We start from the raw sequence: 16,901 nt of genomic DNA, 5'->3' as shown, positions 1-16,901 counted from the left end.
AGTCGGACGGTCGATACAGAGTGTGACCGTGTTAGAGCGACGTGTTGTGGTGGTGGTGTACGCGGGTGCAACGGCCCTGGACATCACCGGACCCATTGAAGTGTTCGATACCGCCAACCGGTTCCTCGACCCGGCGGCCACCCCCTACCGGATCGACTTCGTCTCCGCCGAGGCGCCACTGGTGCGCATGGGGTCCGGAATGATGGTGGAAGCCGCGCCGCTGGAGGCGGGGGAGGGCCCGATCGACACGCTCCTCGTGCCGGGCGGCTGGAGCCTCAACAACGCGCTTCAGGACCGGGCGTTGGTCTCCTGGATCCGTCAGTCGGCGGCCCGGTCCCGCAGAGTCGCCTCCGTATGCGGCGGATCCTTTCTGCTCGCTGAGGCGGGCCTTCTCGACGGCAGACGCGCGACCACGCACTGGGCATACAGCGAGGCGCTGGCCCACCGCTATCCGGACGTGACGGTGGACGCCGAGCCGATCTTCGTCTGGGACGGCCCCTTCGTGACCTCCGCGGGGGTGTCGACGGGGATCGACATGGCGCTGGCCCTGGTGGAGGCCGATCACGGTGCGGCGCTCGCGCTGCAGACGGCGCGGTACCTGGTGCTGTTCCTCAAGCGGCACGGAGGACAGTCGCAGTTCAGCGCCGTCCTCGACGCCCAGTTGGCCGACCATCCGCCGATCCGGGCAGCGCAGGAGTGGATTCTGGACAACCTGCACAACCCCTTACCCGTCGCCGAGATCGCCCAGCGGGCCAACATGAGCCTGCGCAACTTCGCCCGGGTCTTCAGGCGCGAGGCGGGCACGACCCCCGGCCAGTACATCGAGCGAACGCGTATAGCCCGCGCCCGCGAGCTGCTGGAGACCACCGATCTGACGATCGGCCAGATAGCGCGCCGCTGCGGATTCGGCGCCCCCGAGACCTTCTTCCGCTCCTTCGGGCGAACCCTGGGACTCACCCCGAAGGAATACAGGCACCGCTTTCAGCTCATCTCGCCCTCCGGCTTCATCGACCCGCACCACGAGACGGACAGGAGCCCGGTATGACCACAACGACCGCGGACTTACCCGAGGCAGGAACGGTACGCCTGGTCGACCACCTGGCAGGGGAGCTCGCCCGGGCCGGTGTCACCCACGTGTTCGGGGTCGGCGGCGCGAACATCGAGGACCTGTACGACGCCGTTCACCGCGCCGGCGCCATCCGCGGCGTCGTCGCCAAACACGAGTTCTCCGCCGTCACGATGGCCGACGGATACGCCCGTGTCACCAGGCGCCTCGGCGTCGTCGCCGCCACCTCGGGCGGCGGTGCCATGAATCTGCTGCCTGGCCTGGCCGAGGCGTACGCCTCACGGGTGCCGGTGCTGGCCCTGGTGGGCCAGCCGCCGACCGGCCAGGAGGGCCGCGGCGCGTTCCAGGACACCAGCGGCAAGGCGGGCTCCTTCGACGCCCGGGAGGTCTTCGCACCTGTCTCCCGGTTCTGCGCGCGGGTCGATGACGCGGACTCGCTCACGGAGTTGCTGCCGCGGGCGGTGGCGGCGGCACAGACCGAACCACGGGGGCCGGCGGTCCTGCTGCTGCCCAAGGACGTGCAGCAGGCACGGATCCGGTTGCCCGGCCGTGGCGCGGCACAGACACCGGGCGGGCCGACGTCGGTGCCGACGGCCTCGGTGGCGCGGCTCGACTCCGTGGCCGTCACCGCCGTGGCGGACACTCTTCGCCAGGCCGGCCGCGTCCTCGTCATCGCCGGTGAAGACGTCGCCGCCACGGACGCGCGCGCGGAACTGGCCGAGCTGGCCCGGCGCTTGGGGGCGTGGGTGGCGGTCACCCCCGACGCCAAGGACGTCTTCGACAACAGTGATCCCCGATTCGCAGGCGTAGCCGGGGTGATGGGTCATGCCAACGTCGAGGAGTGTCTGCGGCGGGCCGACGTGTGCCTGCTGGTCGGCACGCGGCTGCCGCTCCTGGCACGCGGAGGCCTCGAACGCGCCCTGGCCGCCGCCGAAGTCGTGTGCCTGGGTCCCGAACCACCGTTCGTGCCGGCCACCGCACTGGTCGGACATCTGCCGGACGCGCTGCGCGCGGTGACCAGCCGGCTCTCGCCACGACCACGCGCCTGCCCACAGCACGCCGGTCCTCTCCCCGCCGTCATGCCGGGCCCGGATTCCCAGACCCGAGGCCGAACCATCCCCTACGCCCAGGCGGTCGCCGCGGTGGAGGCGGCACTCCCGCACGATGCGCACGTCTTCGTGGACGCCGGCAACGCGGGGGCCAGCGCGGTCCATCTCCTCCCGGCACCGCGCCACGGCCGCTTCGTGCTGGCGGTCGGCATGGGAGGCATGGGCTACACCTTCGGTGCCGCGATCGGCGCCGCGCTCGCCACCGGCCGGCGCACCTACGTACTCGCCGGCGACGGGTCCTTCTTCATGCACGGGATGGAAGTGCACACCGCCGTGGAGCACGCCGCGCCCGTGACCTTCGTCGTCTTCAACAACAACGCCCACGCCATGTGCGCGGTGCGGGAGGAGTTCCTCCAGGGCGGCGTCCGCAGCGACGACCTCTTTTCCCGGACCGACCTCGCCGCCGGCGTGGCCGCTGCCTTCCCGTCCCTGGACGTCACAGGGGCCGACCACGCCGCGCACCTGCGCAGTGCTCTGCTGCGCAGCAACGCGGGCGGCGGCCCGGCGTTCGTCGCGCTGGACTGCGACCCAGCCGAGATCCCGCCCTTCCGCCCCTTCCAGTCCTTCACCGAAGCCACCCGTGGCACCGAAGCCACCGACAGCAAGGAGAGCTCCCATGAGCGAGGCGTCGTCCATGTTGGCTGACATCCCCGGTCTGATGCGGATCGAGAACGCCGGCAAGGAGGAGCTGACCGCGCACTGCATGGAGCTCACCCATGCCGTCTACCCCCACCATCAGGTCTACGGGCAGTACTGCACCATCCACGAGTACGTCGACTGCCCCCCGGAGCAGGTCTACGACTACCTGCGCCAGGGCCACCACCTGGAGGAGTGGACCTGCACCCTGCGGGACTTCGCGCCCACCGGCACCCCGGGGCTGTGGGCCGGCTTCGACCGGCTCGAGGACGAGACCAGGATCTACTGCAAGGTGGTCGCCAATCCCGAGGCCATGACGGTGGACTACCACTGCTCCTGGGACCAGGGCGACAAGCTGTGGATGATCTACCTGATGCGCGTCGTGCCGGCTCGCCTGGTTCTCGACAAGCCGGGGTCGGTGATCACCTGGACCAACTGCCGGCACCCTTACTACGACGACAACCCGCACCCCGACACGACTCCTCGCTCGGACCGGCCCTGGGTGGGCGACTTCTGGGACCTCTTCTATGCGGGGCACACCGTGGAGATGAACAACCTCAAAGCGATTCTGGAACACCGCCACCGCAACGGCCTGCCGGTCAGCGTGGCTCCGGTGAGGGCGGTGGCGCAGTGACCACGGTCAGCCTCACCGATGTCGCAAGCTACCTGCCCGGCGAGCCGGTCCCCGCGGACTTCTACACCGAGTACCCCGGAGCCGAGGACAAGCTGCGCAGCCACCCCATGTTCAAGGTCCCGCCGTTGCGGCACCACGTGGCAGCGGACGAGACCAACGCCGACATGGTCGAGCGCGCCGTGCAGTCCCTGATCGAGCGGCACGGCGCGGACGAGATCCGAGGCGTGGACGTGCTGTTGGTGCACAGCCAGCTGCCGGATCTGCCATTCGTGGGCGCCGGCACCGAGGTGGCACGCCGGCTGGGCCTGAACCCGGAGTGGCTCGTCGACGTGGCCAACGCGGGCTGCGCGTCCTTCGTGTACATGTTGAAGCTGGCGCGGCAGATCCTGAGCACCACCGACGCGAAGACCGCGCTGGTCTGCAATGCGCAGAGCGCCGCGGGTCAGTGGTTCACGCAGTCCGAGGTGCGCCGGCTCGCCCAGGCCGCGATCCCGGGCGACGGCTGCGGCGTGGGATATGTGACGACGTCGGCCGGCAGCCCGGTGCTCGACGTGGAGACCCGGCATATCGGCGAGTACGCCGGGGACATGACCGTGGCGGTCGACGACGGCCGCAAGTACTGGGAGCCGGGAGAGTCCCAGCTGCGCATCGGATTCACCGACGCCAGCGTCGCCAAGGTCCTGGCACGCGGCAACCGCCTGGTCCCGGAGGTGGTCACGGACCTGTGCCGACGGCTCGGTGTGGCGACCACCGACGTCAACGTCCTCATCACCAACCAGCCCAACCGCACCTTCCTGCGTAACTGGCGAGAGGCGCTGCAGCTGCCCGCCGAACGGCATCTGAACACCTTCGACGAGTACGGGAATCTGTTCGGAGCGGCGATCCCGATCACCCTGGACCGGGCGATCCGTTCGCAGCAGGTCGAGGACGGCGACCTGGTGGTGCTCGGGGGATTCGCCCATGCCGGCGACTTCGCCGGTGCCGTCGCGGTCCGTTGGCACGGCGGGCGGGGCTGACGGATGAACCTTCCCGTGCTGCACCAACTGGCCCTGAACGAGAGCCCGTACCCCCCACTGCCCTCGGTCCGCGAGGCGATGCAAGGTGCCGTCGCGCAAGCCCACCGGTATCCGCAGTTCTACCCCGACGACCTCACCGAGCGGATCGCCGCATGGTGCCAGGTGAGCCCCGACCGCGTCGTGGTCGGCAGTGGATCGGTGGGCGTGGCCCTTCAGTTGCTGCAGGCTGTGGTCGAGCCTGGCGACTCATTGGCGTACGCCTGGCGCACCTTCGACGCGTATCCCTTGCTGGCCGCCATGGTCGGCGCTCAACCCGCCCCCGTACCCCTGGCCCCGGACGGATGCCAGGATCTGGACGCCCTGCTCGCGGTGCTCGACCACCGCACCCGCGTCGTGGTGCTGTGCAATCCGCACAATCCCACCGGGACCCTGGTCACGGCCGACGCGCTGTCGGCGTTCCTGCGTCGGGTCCCCCGGCACGTCACCGTGCTCCTCGACGAGGCGTATGTGGAGTTCGCCCGTGGCGCCGAACTGCCGGACACCCCCGCCCTCTTGGACGACCACCCCAACCTGCTGGTCCTGCGGACCTTCTCCAAGGCGTACGGTCTGGCCGCCCTGCGGGTCGGCTACGGACTCGGCGCCCCCGACCTGGTGGCACGAGTCCGCCGGCAACAACTGCCCTTCGGGATCAACGCGGTGGCAGCGGCGGCAGTGAAGGCATCGCTTCAGGCCGCCGGTGAACTGCGCCGACGCGTGGACACCGTCATCGCCGAACGCGAACGGCTGCATCACCAACTCGTCCAGCGCGGCTGGCACATACGCCCGGGCCACGCCAACTCCGTCTGGTTCGCCGCCCCCGATCCGGTCGACGAGGCTGCCGCGGCACTCACCGCCGCCCGCGTCCAGACTCGCCACTACCCGGGCGAGGGACTCCGGCTCACCGTCGGCAGCCGGGAGGCCAACGACGCCGTGCTCGCCGCGTTGGCGGGAGTGAGCCGACACGAAGCGCCGGACATGGGGGCATCGGCCCGACCACCGGACGGGCCGATCGGCGCGTACCACCACCTCAAAACCCAAGAGCAGTCGTTCAGTTGACACCCGAGGCGGGCGCTCGCAATCCGTGCGCGGCGTCTGCGGGGCCTTGGGTCAAAGGCGGATGACGACCAGGGCAATGTCGTCGGTGTTGCCGCCGGGTGGGAGGAGATCGGTCAGCAGGATGTCGGCGAGGGTTTCGGGGGCGGCGTTCCGGTGGTGGGTGAGGGAGTCGGCGAGGCGGGACAGACCGGTATCGATGTCCTCGTGCCGGCGCTCGATCAGGCCGTCGGTGTACAGGACCAGGGTGGCGCCTTCGGTGAAGGGGGAGTGGGCCTGGGGGCGGGAGACGTGCACGGGGCGGGCACCGAGCGGCGGGTCGGTGGCCTGGTCGAGAAAGGTCACGGTGCCATCGGGGTGGAGCAGGGCGGGTGGTGGGTGGCCGGCGCTGCTGTAGGTGAGGGTGTGGCGGCCCCAGTCGATGAAGACCGTGACCGCGGTCGTCGACTCCGCGCCCTCGACGATGCGGGCGTACAGGCCGAGGGCCTCCAGGGCGCGGGCGGGGCCTTGGGCGACGCGGCAGGCAGCGCTCAGCGCGCTGCGCAGCTGCCCCATGACGCAGGCGGCCGCCAGACCGTGGCCGACGACGTCGCCGACGGCGACCGCGATGCTGTCACCGGGCAGGTCGGCCAGGTCGTACCAGTCGCCGCACACGTTCAGGTTTCTGGTGGCGGGCTGGTAACGCACGGCTGCCTGGTGGTGCCCGACGGGGCTGGGAGTGGGCAGCATCGCCTCCTGCAGGGCCAGGGCCACTTCGCGCTCACGGGCGTGGGCCTGGCGCAGGCGCTCGTTGACCTCCTGCAATTCACGAGAGCGGGTGTAGAACTCGGCCTGCAGGACCCGCGACCTGTCGCCGGCGGCCACGCTGTCGCGGGCACGAAGAAGTTCGGTGATCTCCTCCACTCGGTGCACGATGAGCACGACCTGCCCGTCCGGCCCCAGGACGGGAGCGTTCACCGGGCTCCAGTAGTGCTCCTCCCACCGCCCCGGCCTGTGGGGATCTTCGAGGTCGTAGCGGATCAGTGCCATGGTGTCGCGCTCGCCCGTGGCGACCACGCGGAGCATCGATGCCCGGGTCTCCCGCATGCCGGCCGCGGCCGGATCGTTCGGGTTCTCGGGAAAGACATCGAAAATGTAGCGGCCCACCAGCTGCTCGCGAGTACGCCCGGCCAGCCGCTGGAAGTCCTTGTTGGCGTCGGCGTACACCAGGTCCGGCGTCAGCAGCGCCACCATGCCCGGCAGGGCTCGGAAGACGGCCTCGTAGTCGATCTGCGGGTTCATGTGCTGCCTGCCTCGACTCCGACTGTCAGTGTGCTGTTCACGGTAAGAGCCAACACACCGCCCTGCCCCAGCACCGTTCCCATCGGTCCGCCGTTGTCACCTGGCCAGCCCTGTCCTGCGGCATCGCGCGGCCTTCCGACCGCCCGGACTGTGGAGCCGCGACGGGCGGACCTCGACTGGCGGCTCATCCGGCGGTGGCAGCGGCGCGTTCCATGGGCGAGCACTGGCTTTGACAGCCGATGTTTCGCCAACTCCAGCCGTACGAAGATGAGTTGACCCTCTAGTCGAGCGTTCCCTCAGGATCCGTGCATGGGCTGTTGCCACGCAGGAGACCTTCCCGCTCGTTCAAGATCGTGGCTCCCGGTCCGTCTCGGGTGGCGACGGCTGACGCAGCAAGCCGAGTTGTCATCGATCGCCCACCGGCGCCTGCCATGCACCGGGACGCATGCCTGTCGCGTTCCGGAAGAACACCGAGAAGTTGGATGCGTCGGGGAAGCCGAGCGTGTCGGCGCAGCGAGCCGCGGTGAGGCGGTCGTGCGCGAGGAGCCGTTTGGCCTCCAGGACGATCCGGTCGACGATGTACCCCTTCGCCGTGCGGCCGGTGACCTGCTGCACCGCTCGTGAGAGGGTGCGGGGCGCGTAACCCAGAGCACGGGCGTAGTAGCCGGCGTCGTGATGTTCCCGGAAGTGCGCCTCGACGCTGGACCGGAACAGCCGGAACACCGGGTGTGTGAACCGTGCTTCGGCGTGCGGCGGCCGGAGCCGGGCGATGAGCGCGGAGAGCAGGATCTCGGGCAGCTCCGTCGAGATGTCCCCGGGTGGGGCCGACGCCTCGAGGAGCAGATGGTTGCGCGCGGTGTCGACGAACGGCCAGTCGGCGTCGGGAATGCTCCAGTGCGCGGCCAGGTCCGGGGATGCGACGAGCTCCCGGGTGGCGTCGGTGACCGGCGCGGTCGGCACGAACAGCACGAGGTGCCCCACAACGCCGGCGATGTCGTCCCACCGGTGCACCGCTCCGGGAGGGACCCACACCGCGGACCGCTCCTTGAGCGGGTGATGGAGGAAGTCCACCGTGACGGAGCCCTGCCCGGCATCGATGACGGCGAGGACATGGAAGTCGGCACGTTGCGTGCCGCCGTCGTTCAGCTCGCGAAGGCGGTCGAACGACATCGTCTCGACCGCGGCCGCGCGGCGCCCGTCGGGCTGGTAGGTCATCTGCCGGATCACCGTCACGTGTCCAGTTTCCACCATCGGGTGACCAGTCACGCCGATGCCCCGACAGGGTCGAGAAGTTTCAATGAAAACAAAGGACAACCGCCCACAGAACACTGACCGAGAGAGCCACGATGAACACGACGCAGCAGACGCTACTGCCCGCTTACGACCATCGGCCGGGGACCGGACCGACCCTGGTGTTCCTGCACTACTGGGGTGGTTCCGCCCGCACCTGGGACCTCGTCGTCGACCGGCTCATGGGCCGGGACGTGCTCGCTGTGGACTTCCGCGGGTGGAGCCGGTCGAGCGGCATGTCCGGCCCCTACACGCTGCGCCGGTTCGCCGACGACACGCTCGCCGTGCTGGCCGACGCGGGCGTCACCGACCACGTCCTGGTCGGGCATTCGATGGGAGGCAAAGTCGCGCAGATGGTCGCGGCGAGTCGGCCCACCGGCCTGCGCGGGATCGTCCTCGTCGGTTCCGGTCCGGCGAGGCCCGCCGCGCAGATCACGCCCGAGTACCAGGAAGTCCTTTCCCACGCCTACGACTCCGACGAGTCCGTCGCCGAGGCACGGGACCACATCCTCACTGCGACCGAGCTGCCAGCGTCGATCAAGGCGCAGATCGCGGCCGATTCGCGAGCCGGCGCCGACGCCGCCCGCACCGAGTGGCCGCTGCGCGGCATCGCGGAGGACATCACCGAGCACACTCGCATGGTCCGCGTTCCCGCCCTCGTCGTCGCCGGAGAGAACGACCACGTCGAGCCCGTCGACGTGCTCCGCGACAACCTGATGCCTTACCTCTCCCAGGCCGACTTCATGGTGATCCCGAACACCGGTCACCTGATCCCGCTGGAAGCTCCGGCCGCCCTCGCCGACGCCATCACGGCCTTCGCACCAGCAGGCTGACCACAGGCACGACCTGAAGGACGGACCCTCCCCCGGATCAGCCGCCGACCGCCCTACTCCATGACAGCGGCAGGCCGAGGACCGGCCTCGGTAAACGGCCCGCACTTTCATCCGCTGTGTCCGGTAAGGCCTCTTGCGGCGGCCGGGGCTCATCGGCACCTGTGAAGGGCGGACGGCGGGCTCCGAACGCGGAAGGATGGTCGGCATGACATTGCCTGCGCTCCCCGAGGAGACCTTCCAGCGTGTGCTCTGCGTCGTCGCGCACCCCGACGACATGGAGTACGGCGCGTCCGCGGCCGTCGCTCGCTGGACCGCGCGCGGGATCGAGGTCGGTTATCTGCTGCTCACCCGCGGCGAGGCCGGCATGCCGAACCCTCCCGAGGAGACGGCACGCCTGCGCGTCGCCGAGCAGCAGGCCGCCTGCACCATCGTCGGCGTCAAGCACCTGACCGTCCTGGAACATCCGGACGGCGTGCTCGTCTACGGCCTCGACCTGCGCCGGGACATCTGCCGCGAGATCCGCCGGTTCAAGCCCGACGTCGTACTCGGCACCGGCTACGAGGTCGAAACGCCCTTCGGCTTCGACCAGGCCGACCACCGCGCGGCCGGGCTCGCGACACTCGACGCGGTGCGCGACGCGGGCAACCGATGGGTCTTCCCGGAGCAGGTCGACGACGAGGGCCTTCAACCGCACTCCGCGCGTTGGCTCATCGTCCCCGGACTCGCCGGCTCCGGCGCGACCCACGGCGTCGAGGTCACGGGTGAGCCGCTGCGCCGCGGCGTCGCCTCGTTGAAGGCGCACGCCGCGTATCTGGCCGCGCTCCCGGACCACCCCGCCCCCGAGGACTTCATTCCGAAGTTCGCCGCGATGAGCGGCAAGGCCATGGGCGTCGAGCACGCCGTCCTGTTCCGCGCCCACGACCTGCAGGCACCACCGGAGTTCGTCACCGAAGCCGAGAACGACTGACCCGCTGCCACCCGGTCGGACGTGCTCACGTTCGTACGTACTCACGTTCGGGCATGCTCACGTTCGGCCGGAGACGCGACCCGGGCGCGAGCGGTGAACCGACGGCCGCCGAGCTGCACCCGACGCTCGGACCGCCTGGATTCCCTGACGTGGCGTAGGTCAGGTAGGTGTGGCGCGGAACGCCGGTCCTGTGTCCGGTCTAGTCAGGGGTCGATCAGATCCTTCGGACGGGAGGCGGGGCCCAGCGGCCGTCCAGCGCTTCGAGTCGGGGTGCGTGCAGGCGCATCGTGATTCCCGGTGCTTGCCTTCCGGAGTCGCCGAGCGGTCCCCGCCACTCAGCCGCCGTAGGGCAGGGTGAGTCCCAGCCGGATCTCGGCGTCCGCGGTGGCCACGATCGTCTCGGCGACGTTCCGGGGCTCCCAGCTCAGGACCGAACGGGCCTTTTCATTGCTGATGACGGGAATCCTGCCCTGAAGGACCGCGGCGTCCCGCAGGGCGGGCTCGGTCTTCGCGGCCTCGCGTACCTGCTCGATCGTCAGTTCCGTGGAAGGGAGCAGCGCGGCCGCGGCGGGGAAGTGCTCGCGCAGGATCTCTGCCATGCCGAAGAGGCTGATCGACGGTCCGCCGACGGCGATGAACCGTTCGCCGGCCGCTTTCGGATGGAACATGGCGCGCAGATGGAGGTCCACGACGTCTCGCACGTCGACGACGCCGAAATACATGACCGGCACCACCGGCATCTTCCCCGTCAGCATGCCTTCGACCAGGCCGACCGAGGCGGACGGCCGGTTGCCCAGTCGGGGGCCGAAGATGCCGGTCGGGTTGATGACCGTCAGTTCGATGTCCTCGTGAGTGCGGGCGTAGTCCCAAGCGGCACGTTCGGCAAGGACCTTCGACTTGTGGTAGGCGGGCAGGCCCTCGGTGTCCGGGTCGGTCCAGTCCGCCTCCGAGTAGTGGTTGTCGGGCTTGGCGGTGTATCCGACCGCGGCGTAGGAGGACGTCATCACGACCCGGCGGATTCCCGCCGTGCGCGCGGCGGAAGGACGCGCAGCGCACCCTCGCGGGCGGGGACGATGACGTCTTCCTCCTTCTCGGGCGGAGTGAGCGGGAAGGGCGAGGCGTGGTGCAGTACGTGGCTGACACCGTCCATGGCGTCGAGCCAGCCGTGGTCGGCGCCGAGGTCGGCCACCACGAACTCCAGCCGCTCGGCGGCTGGATCGATCTCGGCGGGACCGATCTCGGCCTGTCGGAGCGCGGCCCGTACCTCCGCCTCCTGCCCGGGCTCCCGGACCGTCACGCGGATCCGGTATCCCTCGCGGACGAGCCGGGCGAGTGAGTGAGTGCCGACGAACCCCGTACCGCCTGTGACGAGCACCGTCCCGCGGTCCGAAGGGCTGGCGGTGAGATTTTCTGTGCTCAACTTGGTCAGTCCTTCAGGGTGAATTGGTCCATGACGCGCATGACGTCTTCGACCGCCTGCTTCTCGGCCTCGGTGTCACCACGGACCCGGGCGTCCCACAGATCGGCCTTGCGTCGCAGGTAGGTCAGGCGCAGGCGCAGTTGCTGGATGTCGGCGGCGAGCTTGTCTGCCTGGGCGGCGAACAGCTCCCGCTGTTCGGCCGCCGCGGCATCGCCCTCGGCGAGCAGGTCCAGGTAGCGACGCATCCCGCCGACCGTCATGCCCGACGAGCGCAGGCAGGCCAATGCCTCCACGCGGTCCACGGTCGCGGGCCCGTAGCGGCGATGACCGCTGGACTCGTCCCGGGCGACCTCTCCCAGCAGGCCGATCTTCTCGTAGTAGCGCAGGGTGGGTTCGCTGAAGCCCGATCGATGCGCCATCTGCTGGATGGTCAGATCCCCGGTCTGTTCTCTGGTCGCTCCTGCCATGCAGACAGCCTCCGATACTTCAAGCGCTTGAAGTCAAGCTGACTCGTCCGTGACTGGGCCGCCACCCAGGTGCCAACCCGCTGGAAGGCAACGGTGCGCTGTCACGACGGCGTGGCGGAGGTCCAGGGCTAAACTCGCGGCGCGGTTGGGGAAGGGTGGGGACAGTGAGCACAGCACCCATACGATTCGGCATCGTGGGAAGTGGCTGGCGGGCGGAGTTCTTCGTTCGGCTGGCGAGGACACTGCCCGAGCGCCTGGCGGTGGCCGGGGTGGTTACTCGCTCCGGCGAGCGCATGGCCCGAATAGCGGCGGAGTGGGGTGTGCCCGCCTTCCGAACGGTCGGCGAACTGTGCGCAACCAGGCCGGAGTTCGTGATCCCGTCGGTTCCGTGGGACGTCACGCCGCTGGTCGTACGGGAACTCGTCGAGCATGAGGTGCCGGTCCTTGCCGAGACGCCGCCGGCGCCCGACGTGCCGGGGCTTCGGGAGTTGTGGGCCGCCGTGGGGGCGGCGAGGCGTGCCGGGGGCGGCGCATTGGTGCAGGTGGCGGAGCAGTACACCCTGATGCCCGGCCACGCCGCTCGCCTTGCTCTCGTGAGAGAAGGGGTGATCGGCGACGTCACATCCGTGCAGATGTCCTCGACGCACATGTATCACGCGATGTCGCTGATCCGGCACACACTGGGTGTCGGTTGCGGGCCGGCGACGGCAACTGCTCGTGCCTTCACCGCCCCACTCGCCGATCCGCTGTCTCCGGAGGGCTGGTCGGACGACCTGACGCCCAAGGACGCCGTCACCACCCTCGCCCTCTTGGACTTCGGCGGGGTTCGCACGGCCCTTTACGACTTCACGGACAACCAGTGGTGGAATCCGCTGCGGGCCCGCAGGATCGTGGTGCGTGGATCCCTCGGCGAGATCGTGGACGACACAGTGGTGCGGATGGCCGATCCGCGCACGCCCGTGGAGTCCACGCTGATGCGTCGCCGCACCGGCACAGACCTCAACCTCGAAGGGGCCGAGGTGCACCACATTTCCTTCGACGGACGGGTGGTGTGGCGCAACGACCATCTGGGCGCGAGCCTGTCCGAGGACGACCTGGCCGTCGTGGATCTGCTGTGCCGTACGGGCGCCTGGGTGCGGGACGCCGGCCCGGAACCGTATCCACTGGCCGAGGGCTGCCAGGACCATCTGCTGGCCCTGGCCTGTGAGGAATCGGCGCGTACGGGGGCGCCGGTGACGACCGCGGTGGAGGCCTGGGCGGGCCGCTGAGCCGCCCGGCCCGCACGGCCGCGCTCGGTGTCGACCGGGCGCGGACGGCCGTACTGCCATGCCGGTCCGCCGAGTGCGCCCGGCAGCGATGGCGGCTGTTCGCGTCGCTGCCGGGCGGGATCACGCTCTCAGCGGAGCACCCGGGCGTACGGTGCGACGGTGATCCGGTCGATCAGCGGCGCGTAGCGGGAGCGGAGCAGCACTCCGGGGAAGGTGTCCGAGGCGTAGGTCGTGCCGTCGAAGTTCGGCAGCTCCTCGGAGCGGAAGGCGATCGTGTTGTGTCCCTTCTCGAGGTGGACGGGGACGGTCAGCTCCCAGAAGTTGTCCTGATGGAAGCTGTGCGGGAAGCCGACGCGCTGTGTCTGGCCGCCGTTGACGGTGATGTCGGCGTGACGGGCGAGCGGGTCCGGGTTGTAGTGAGTGGCCTCGGACTGCTCCGGGTTGGCGTAGCGGACGCGCAGCGCGTACAGGCCGGCCGTGTCGGCGGCCACCGTGAACGTCGCGGTGTTGCCGTTGCCCGGGGCACCGCCGATGCCGGTGATCGCCGTACCGTCGGTCGCCAGGGGCAGCGGGGTCAGCGTGGCCGATCCGGCGAGCTTGGCGTTCTGCGCCTCGTACGTACGCGCCTTGAGGGCGCCGTCGGTGGGCGTGACCGTCAGTCTGTCGACGAGGGTGGCGCCCGAACTGCCCGTTACCGTCACCTTGTTGATGCCGCCCGAGAGGGAGACGGCCACCTTGTGCCTGCCGTTGGTCACGTGCAGTACGGCGTGACCGTTGACGGAGAGACGCGCGTCCGTGCCTGTGAGGGTGTCGACCCCGAGGGTGGCTTCGCGGTCGGTGGGGGAGTAGACCCAGAACGTGGCCGTCTGGTTCTTGGCGAGCCGGACCGCGCCCGAGCCGGTGGCGGGGGTCCTGGCGTGCTTCGGCATGTCGTAGACGGGCCGCGCTCCGCCGCCGGTCCAGGCCAGCTCGCCCTCGTAGACCTCGGTGGCCGCCGACGCCTCCGGCAACGACAGAGTGAGGCGGTCGACGATGGCGTCGCCCTTGGTGGCGCGCTTGCCGTCGAGGCTCTGCGCGGCGAGCGTGAGTGTGTGCTTGCCCTTGGTGAGGTGCACGCGGGTGTCGGTGTGGTCCCACACCACCCACTTGTAGCCGAGCGGCAGGTACAACTCCTGCTCGCTGTCCGGTTTTCCGTCCACGCGCAGGAAGACGTTGGTGGGGCCCTGTTCCTTCACCTCGTCGTAGGTGTTGAGGGAGTTGGCGAAGACGCTGAGGTCGTAGGTGCCGTCCTTGGGCACGTCCACGCTGAAGTCGAGGGTGACGTCCGAGCCGGTGCGCAGGCCGCCTACGTCGTAGCCGCCGGAGGTGTAGAACTTCGACACGTCGCTGGTCGAGCCCTCGGGGCCGTTCCTGGAGTAGCCGGATCCGGTGTGGGCGGCGTCCTCCGCCTCGTACGACTCCTGCCAGCGTACGGGCGCGGCCTGGGTGCCCTTCGCGTTCCCGGCCGGGCTGAGGACGATCTCGTAGGCCGAGGACTCCTTCAGCCTCGGCAGCGCGCCGTCGCCGAAGTCGACGACGACCGTGCCGTCGTCACCGACCTTCAGGTTCTGCTCGGTGAGCAGCTTCGGGCCGGAGTTGTCGCCGACCTGCCCGCTCCAGTCGATCTCGCGCACCCAGGCGTGGACGCGGTCCCCGAAGATCTTCTTGGGGACTCCCGCGAAGGCGATGTGCCCCTGGCCGTCGGACCCGCCGAAGATCAGCCGGGCCTGCTGCTTCTGGTCGTCGAGTGTGGCGACGCCCTGCATGGTGTAGTTCTCGCCGGGGAACGGCGGGGTCACCTTCACGGTGTGCCCGCTCATCGCGGCGTACGAATGCAGCAGCCACCACTGGCCGTTGCCGCGGTTGGACTGCACGGCGGAGTCGGAGAGGTTGCCGTCGATGTTCCAGTAGGCGATGTCGGCGTCCACCTTGGACTCCTCGATCGCGGACACCCACTGGATCATCTGGCCGGGGACGGAGGTGTGGTAGTTGAAGGCGTACTCGTTGATGTTGACGGGGAGTTGGGTGCCCTCGCGGCGGGTGCCCTTGAACAGCTCCTTCTCCCATGCCCGGTACTTGGCGACGCTCTGGCGCACCGCCTCGGGGTGGCTCAGCTCGTGCCAGGTGATGACGTCGGGGAGGGTGCCGGCGGCCAGCGTGTGGGTGAGGAAGCCCTTCACCTGGTCGTACAGGATGCTGGTGTTGGGGCCGGCGATGCGGGCGCCGGGCATCTCGCCCTTGATGAGCCGGTAGACCTCGTCCCATGCGGCGAAGTAGTCCTTGGGGTCGCTCAGCCAGCTGACCTTGTTGTAGCTCCATGGGCCGGTGCCGAACATGTTGCCCTCGGGCTCGTTGAACGGCACGAAGACGATGTTGTCCTGGTACTGCTTCGGCAGCCGCAGCACCTGGTCGACCTGCTTGGTGATCTTCTCCTCGTAGAGCTTGAGTTTCTCGGCGGGGGTGTCGCCGGGCCACTCGTACGGGAAGCCGCGGTGGATGTCGGTCATGTAGATGTAGACGTCGCCGTCGGTGGAGTCGGCCAGCGGTTTGACCACGTCCAGCGCGTCTGCGCCCGGATGCTGTGGTCCGTCCTGTGCCTTGGTGGAGACCGTGCGCAGGCCCATGCCCTCAATGAGGTTGTTGGTGGGGACGTCCGGTCCGTACACGCCGTACAGGGTGCCGGAGGCGCCGCCGTGGAAGGCGCCGGTGTCCGAGCCGAGGTCGACGGTCAGTGCTCCCTCGCGGACCACGGTGACGGTCGCGTTCACCGCACGCCCGGCCGCGGTTCCGGCCACGGTGAACGTCCCCGGCCGGGCGTACTTCTCGGCAGGTACGGCGGCCCAGGTGATCGGTGTGTCGCGGTCGTAGCCGTCGGAGAAGGAGGAGCGAACCGCAAAGGGGAGGGAGGGGGCGGTTCCGCTCGTCGTACGGACCTCGAAGGCCGTCTGCGAGAGCTGCTGGAGTGAGGGAACGTCCGCGACCGTGCCGGCGACCTGCTCAGGGGTGAGCGCGGCGTGCCAGACCGTGAAGTCGTCGATCGCGCCCTTGAGCAACGGGTCCGGGTAGAAGGACTTGCCGATGTAGCCGGCGGCCGTGGCCGAACTGCCCAGCAGATCCCTGGCCTTGACCGTCGTGGTGGCCGACGACACGGCGACGCCGTCGAGGTAGGTGGTGACCCGGTGAGCAGCGGTGTCGAGTGTGACGGTGACGGTCCGCCAGGCGTCGGCGGGGAGCGGTGCGTAGCCCGAGACCTGTGCCTCCGCGCCTCCTCCGCCGGTGGTCACGGCGGTGCGCAGCACGCTGCCGTTGTACGGCGTCGTGAACAGGTACTTGGTGGTGTCGGTGCCCAGGTCGAAGATCCGTTGCCAGGACGACTTGTCATCGCTCCACTTCACGCGGGCCGAGACGGTCAGGTCGCTTGCTTCGCCGAGCACTTCGCGGGGCAGGCGGACGTAGGCGCCGTCGGAGGTGGATGCTCCGCCGGGCAGGGACAGTGCCTTGCCGCCGTCCGCGCCGGCGACGGACTGGGCGGTGGAGCCGTTGACCAGGGTCGCGGTCAGGCCGTTGCCGGAGCTGTCGGTGATGTCGCCGGAGGCGAGGTCGTCCTGGTCGAAGGTGTAGTGGGCGGTGGGTTGGGGCGTATCGGCCGCCTGGGCGGGGACTGCCGGTGCGGCGAGGAGGCCCGCGCCGAGGGCCAGCGCCATGGCGGCCGGGGCCCGGCGCCGGGCCGATCTGTCAGCGGATGGCATGGATTGCGTCCTCAATCCTTGAACGTCGGCGTAT

General features: G+C 69.6%; 14 protein-coding genes. 8 read left to right on the top strand and 6 right to left on the bottom strand.

The features are described 5' to 3' along the window. Nucleotides 1-49 precede the first annotated feature (49 nt). The 5 genes from ACIBN2_RS37175 to ACIBN2_RS37155 are packed head-to-tail and all read left to right on the top strand — an operon-like array spanning nt 50 to nt 5,556. A complete protein-coding gene (locus tag ACIBN2_RS37175; RefSeq protein ID WP_399141453.1) occupies nt 50-1,045 on the top strand; it encodes a GlxA family transcriptional regulator in 996 nt (331 codons plus the stop codon). Further along, nucleotides 1,042-2,820: a thiamine pyrophosphate-binding protein gene (locus ACIBN2_RS37170; protein WP_399141236.1), complete on the top strand. Its 1,779-nt coding sequence runs from the start codon at nt 1,042-1,044 to the stop codon at nt 2,818-2,820. The genes ACIBN2_RS37175 and ACIBN2_RS37170 overlap by 4 nt, the downstream gene beginning before the upstream one ends. Then, nucleotides 2,792-3,445 (top strand): SRPBCC family protein, encoded by a 654-nt coding sequence (locus ACIBN2_RS37165; RefSeq protein ID WP_399141235.1) that lies wholly within the window; start codon nt 2,792-2,794, stop codon nt 3,443-3,445. Before ACIBN2_RS37170 ends, ACIBN2_RS37165 begins: the two co-directional genes overlap by 29 nt. After that, the gene (locus tag ACIBN2_RS37160; RefSeq protein WP_399141233.1) at nt 3,442-4,461 is read left to right on the top strand and encodes a 3-oxoacyl-ACP synthase III family protein; all 1,020 of its coding nucleotides are present in this window, start codon (nt 3,442-3,444) and stop codon (nt 4,459-4,461) included. The genes ACIBN2_RS37165 and ACIBN2_RS37160 overlap by 4 nt, the downstream gene beginning before the upstream one ends. A gap of 3 nt (nt 4,462-4,464) precedes the next feature. Continuing rightward, nucleotides 4,465-5,556 carry a histidinol-phosphate transaminase gene (locus ACIBN2_RS37155; RefSeq protein ID WP_399141231.1) on the top strand — a complete coding sequence of 364 codons (1,092 nt, stop codon included), beginning with the start codon at nt 4,465-4,467 and terminating at the stop codon, nt 5,554-5,556. 51 nt (nt 5,557-5,607) lie between these two features. On the opposite strand, the gene ACIBN2_RS37150 is transcribed toward ACIBN2_RS37155, so the two are convergent. Both ACIBN2_RS37150 and ACIBN2_RS37145 read right to left on the bottom strand, forming a co-directional pair. Next, on the bottom strand, nt 5,608-6,834 hold the full coding sequence (locus ACIBN2_RS37150) for a PP2C family protein-serine/threonine phosphatase (protein WP_399141230.1): 1,227 nt from the start codon (nt 6,832-6,834) through the stop codon (nt 5,608-5,610). A gap of 405 nt (nt 6,835-7,239) precedes the next feature. Next, complete coding sequence (locus ACIBN2_RS37145; RefSeq protein ID WP_399141228.1) at nt 7,240-8,067, bottom strand: helix-turn-helix domain-containing protein; 828 nt, start codon at nt 8,065-8,067, stop codon at nt 7,240-7,242. A gap of 113 nt (nt 8,068-8,180) precedes the next feature. Here ACIBN2_RS37145 and ACIBN2_RS37140 point away from each other — a divergent pair, with 113 nt between their 5' ends. Both ACIBN2_RS37140 and ACIBN2_RS37135 read left to right on the top strand, forming a co-directional pair. Further along, nucleotides 8,181-8,957, top strand: a complete 777-nt coding sequence (locus ACIBN2_RS37140) for an alpha/beta fold hydrolase (protein WP_399141226.1) — start codon at nt 8,181-8,183, stop codon at nt 8,955-8,957. Nucleotides 8,958-9,162: 205 nt separating this feature from the next. Then, nucleotides 9,163-9,924, top strand: coding sequence for a PIG-L deacetylase family protein (locus tag ACIBN2_RS37135; protein ID WP_399141224.1), 762 nt, complete (start codon nt 9,163-9,165; stop codon nt 9,922-9,924). Nucleotides 9,925-10,259: 335 nt separating this feature from the next. On the opposite strand, the gene ACIBN2_RS37130 is transcribed toward ACIBN2_RS37135, so the two are convergent. From ACIBN2_RS37130 to ACIBN2_RS37120, 3 genes are read right to left on the bottom strand one after another with little or no spacing between them, the layout of a single operon-like run. Continuing rightward, nucleotides 10,260-10,928, bottom strand: coding sequence for an NAD-dependent epimerase/dehydratase family protein (locus tag ACIBN2_RS37130; protein WP_399141222.1), 669 nt, complete (start codon nt 10,926-10,928; stop codon nt 10,260-10,262). Then, a complete protein-coding gene (locus ACIBN2_RS37125; protein WP_399141220.1) occupies nt 10,928-11,344 on the bottom strand; it encodes an NAD-dependent epimerase/dehydratase family protein in 417 nt (138 codons plus the stop codon). The genes ACIBN2_RS37130 and ACIBN2_RS37125 overlap by 1 nt, the downstream gene beginning before the upstream one ends. Nucleotides 11,345-11,349: 5 nt before the next feature. Next, nucleotides 11,350-11,811: a MerR family transcriptional regulator gene (locus ACIBN2_RS37120; RefSeq protein ID WP_399141218.1), complete on the bottom strand. Its 462-nt coding sequence runs from the start codon at nt 11,809-11,811 to the stop codon at nt 11,350-11,352. 155 nt (nt 11,812-11,966) lie between these two features. Between ACIBN2_RS37120 and ACIBN2_RS37115 the strand changes: the two genes are divergently transcribed. Further along, nucleotides 11,967-13,079 (top strand): Gfo/Idh/MocA family protein, encoded by a 1,113-nt coding sequence (locus ACIBN2_RS37115; protein WP_399141216.1) that lies wholly within the window; start codon nt 11,967-11,969, stop codon nt 13,077-13,079. A 128-nt stretch (nt 13,080-13,207) separates the two neighbouring features. On the opposite strand, the gene ACIBN2_RS37110 is transcribed toward ACIBN2_RS37115, so the two are convergent. Next, nucleotides 13,208-16,867 carry a LamG-like jellyroll fold domain-containing protein gene (locus tag ACIBN2_RS37110; protein WP_399141214.1) on the bottom strand — a complete coding sequence of 1,220 codons (3,660 nt, stop codon included), beginning with the start codon at nt 16,865-16,867 and terminating at the stop codon, nt 13,208-13,210. Between the last annotated feature and the right edge of the window lie 34 nt (nt 16,868-16,901).

Source organism: Streptomyces sp. NPDC050534 (assembly GCF_044457745.1).
In the GTDB taxonomy this organism is placed as follows: Bacteria; Actinomycetota; Actinomycetes; order Streptomycetales; family Streptomycetaceae; genus Streptomyces.
The sequence above is the reverse complement of the archived record's forward strand: the minus strand, read 5'-3'. Positions and strand labels throughout refer to the sequence as shown.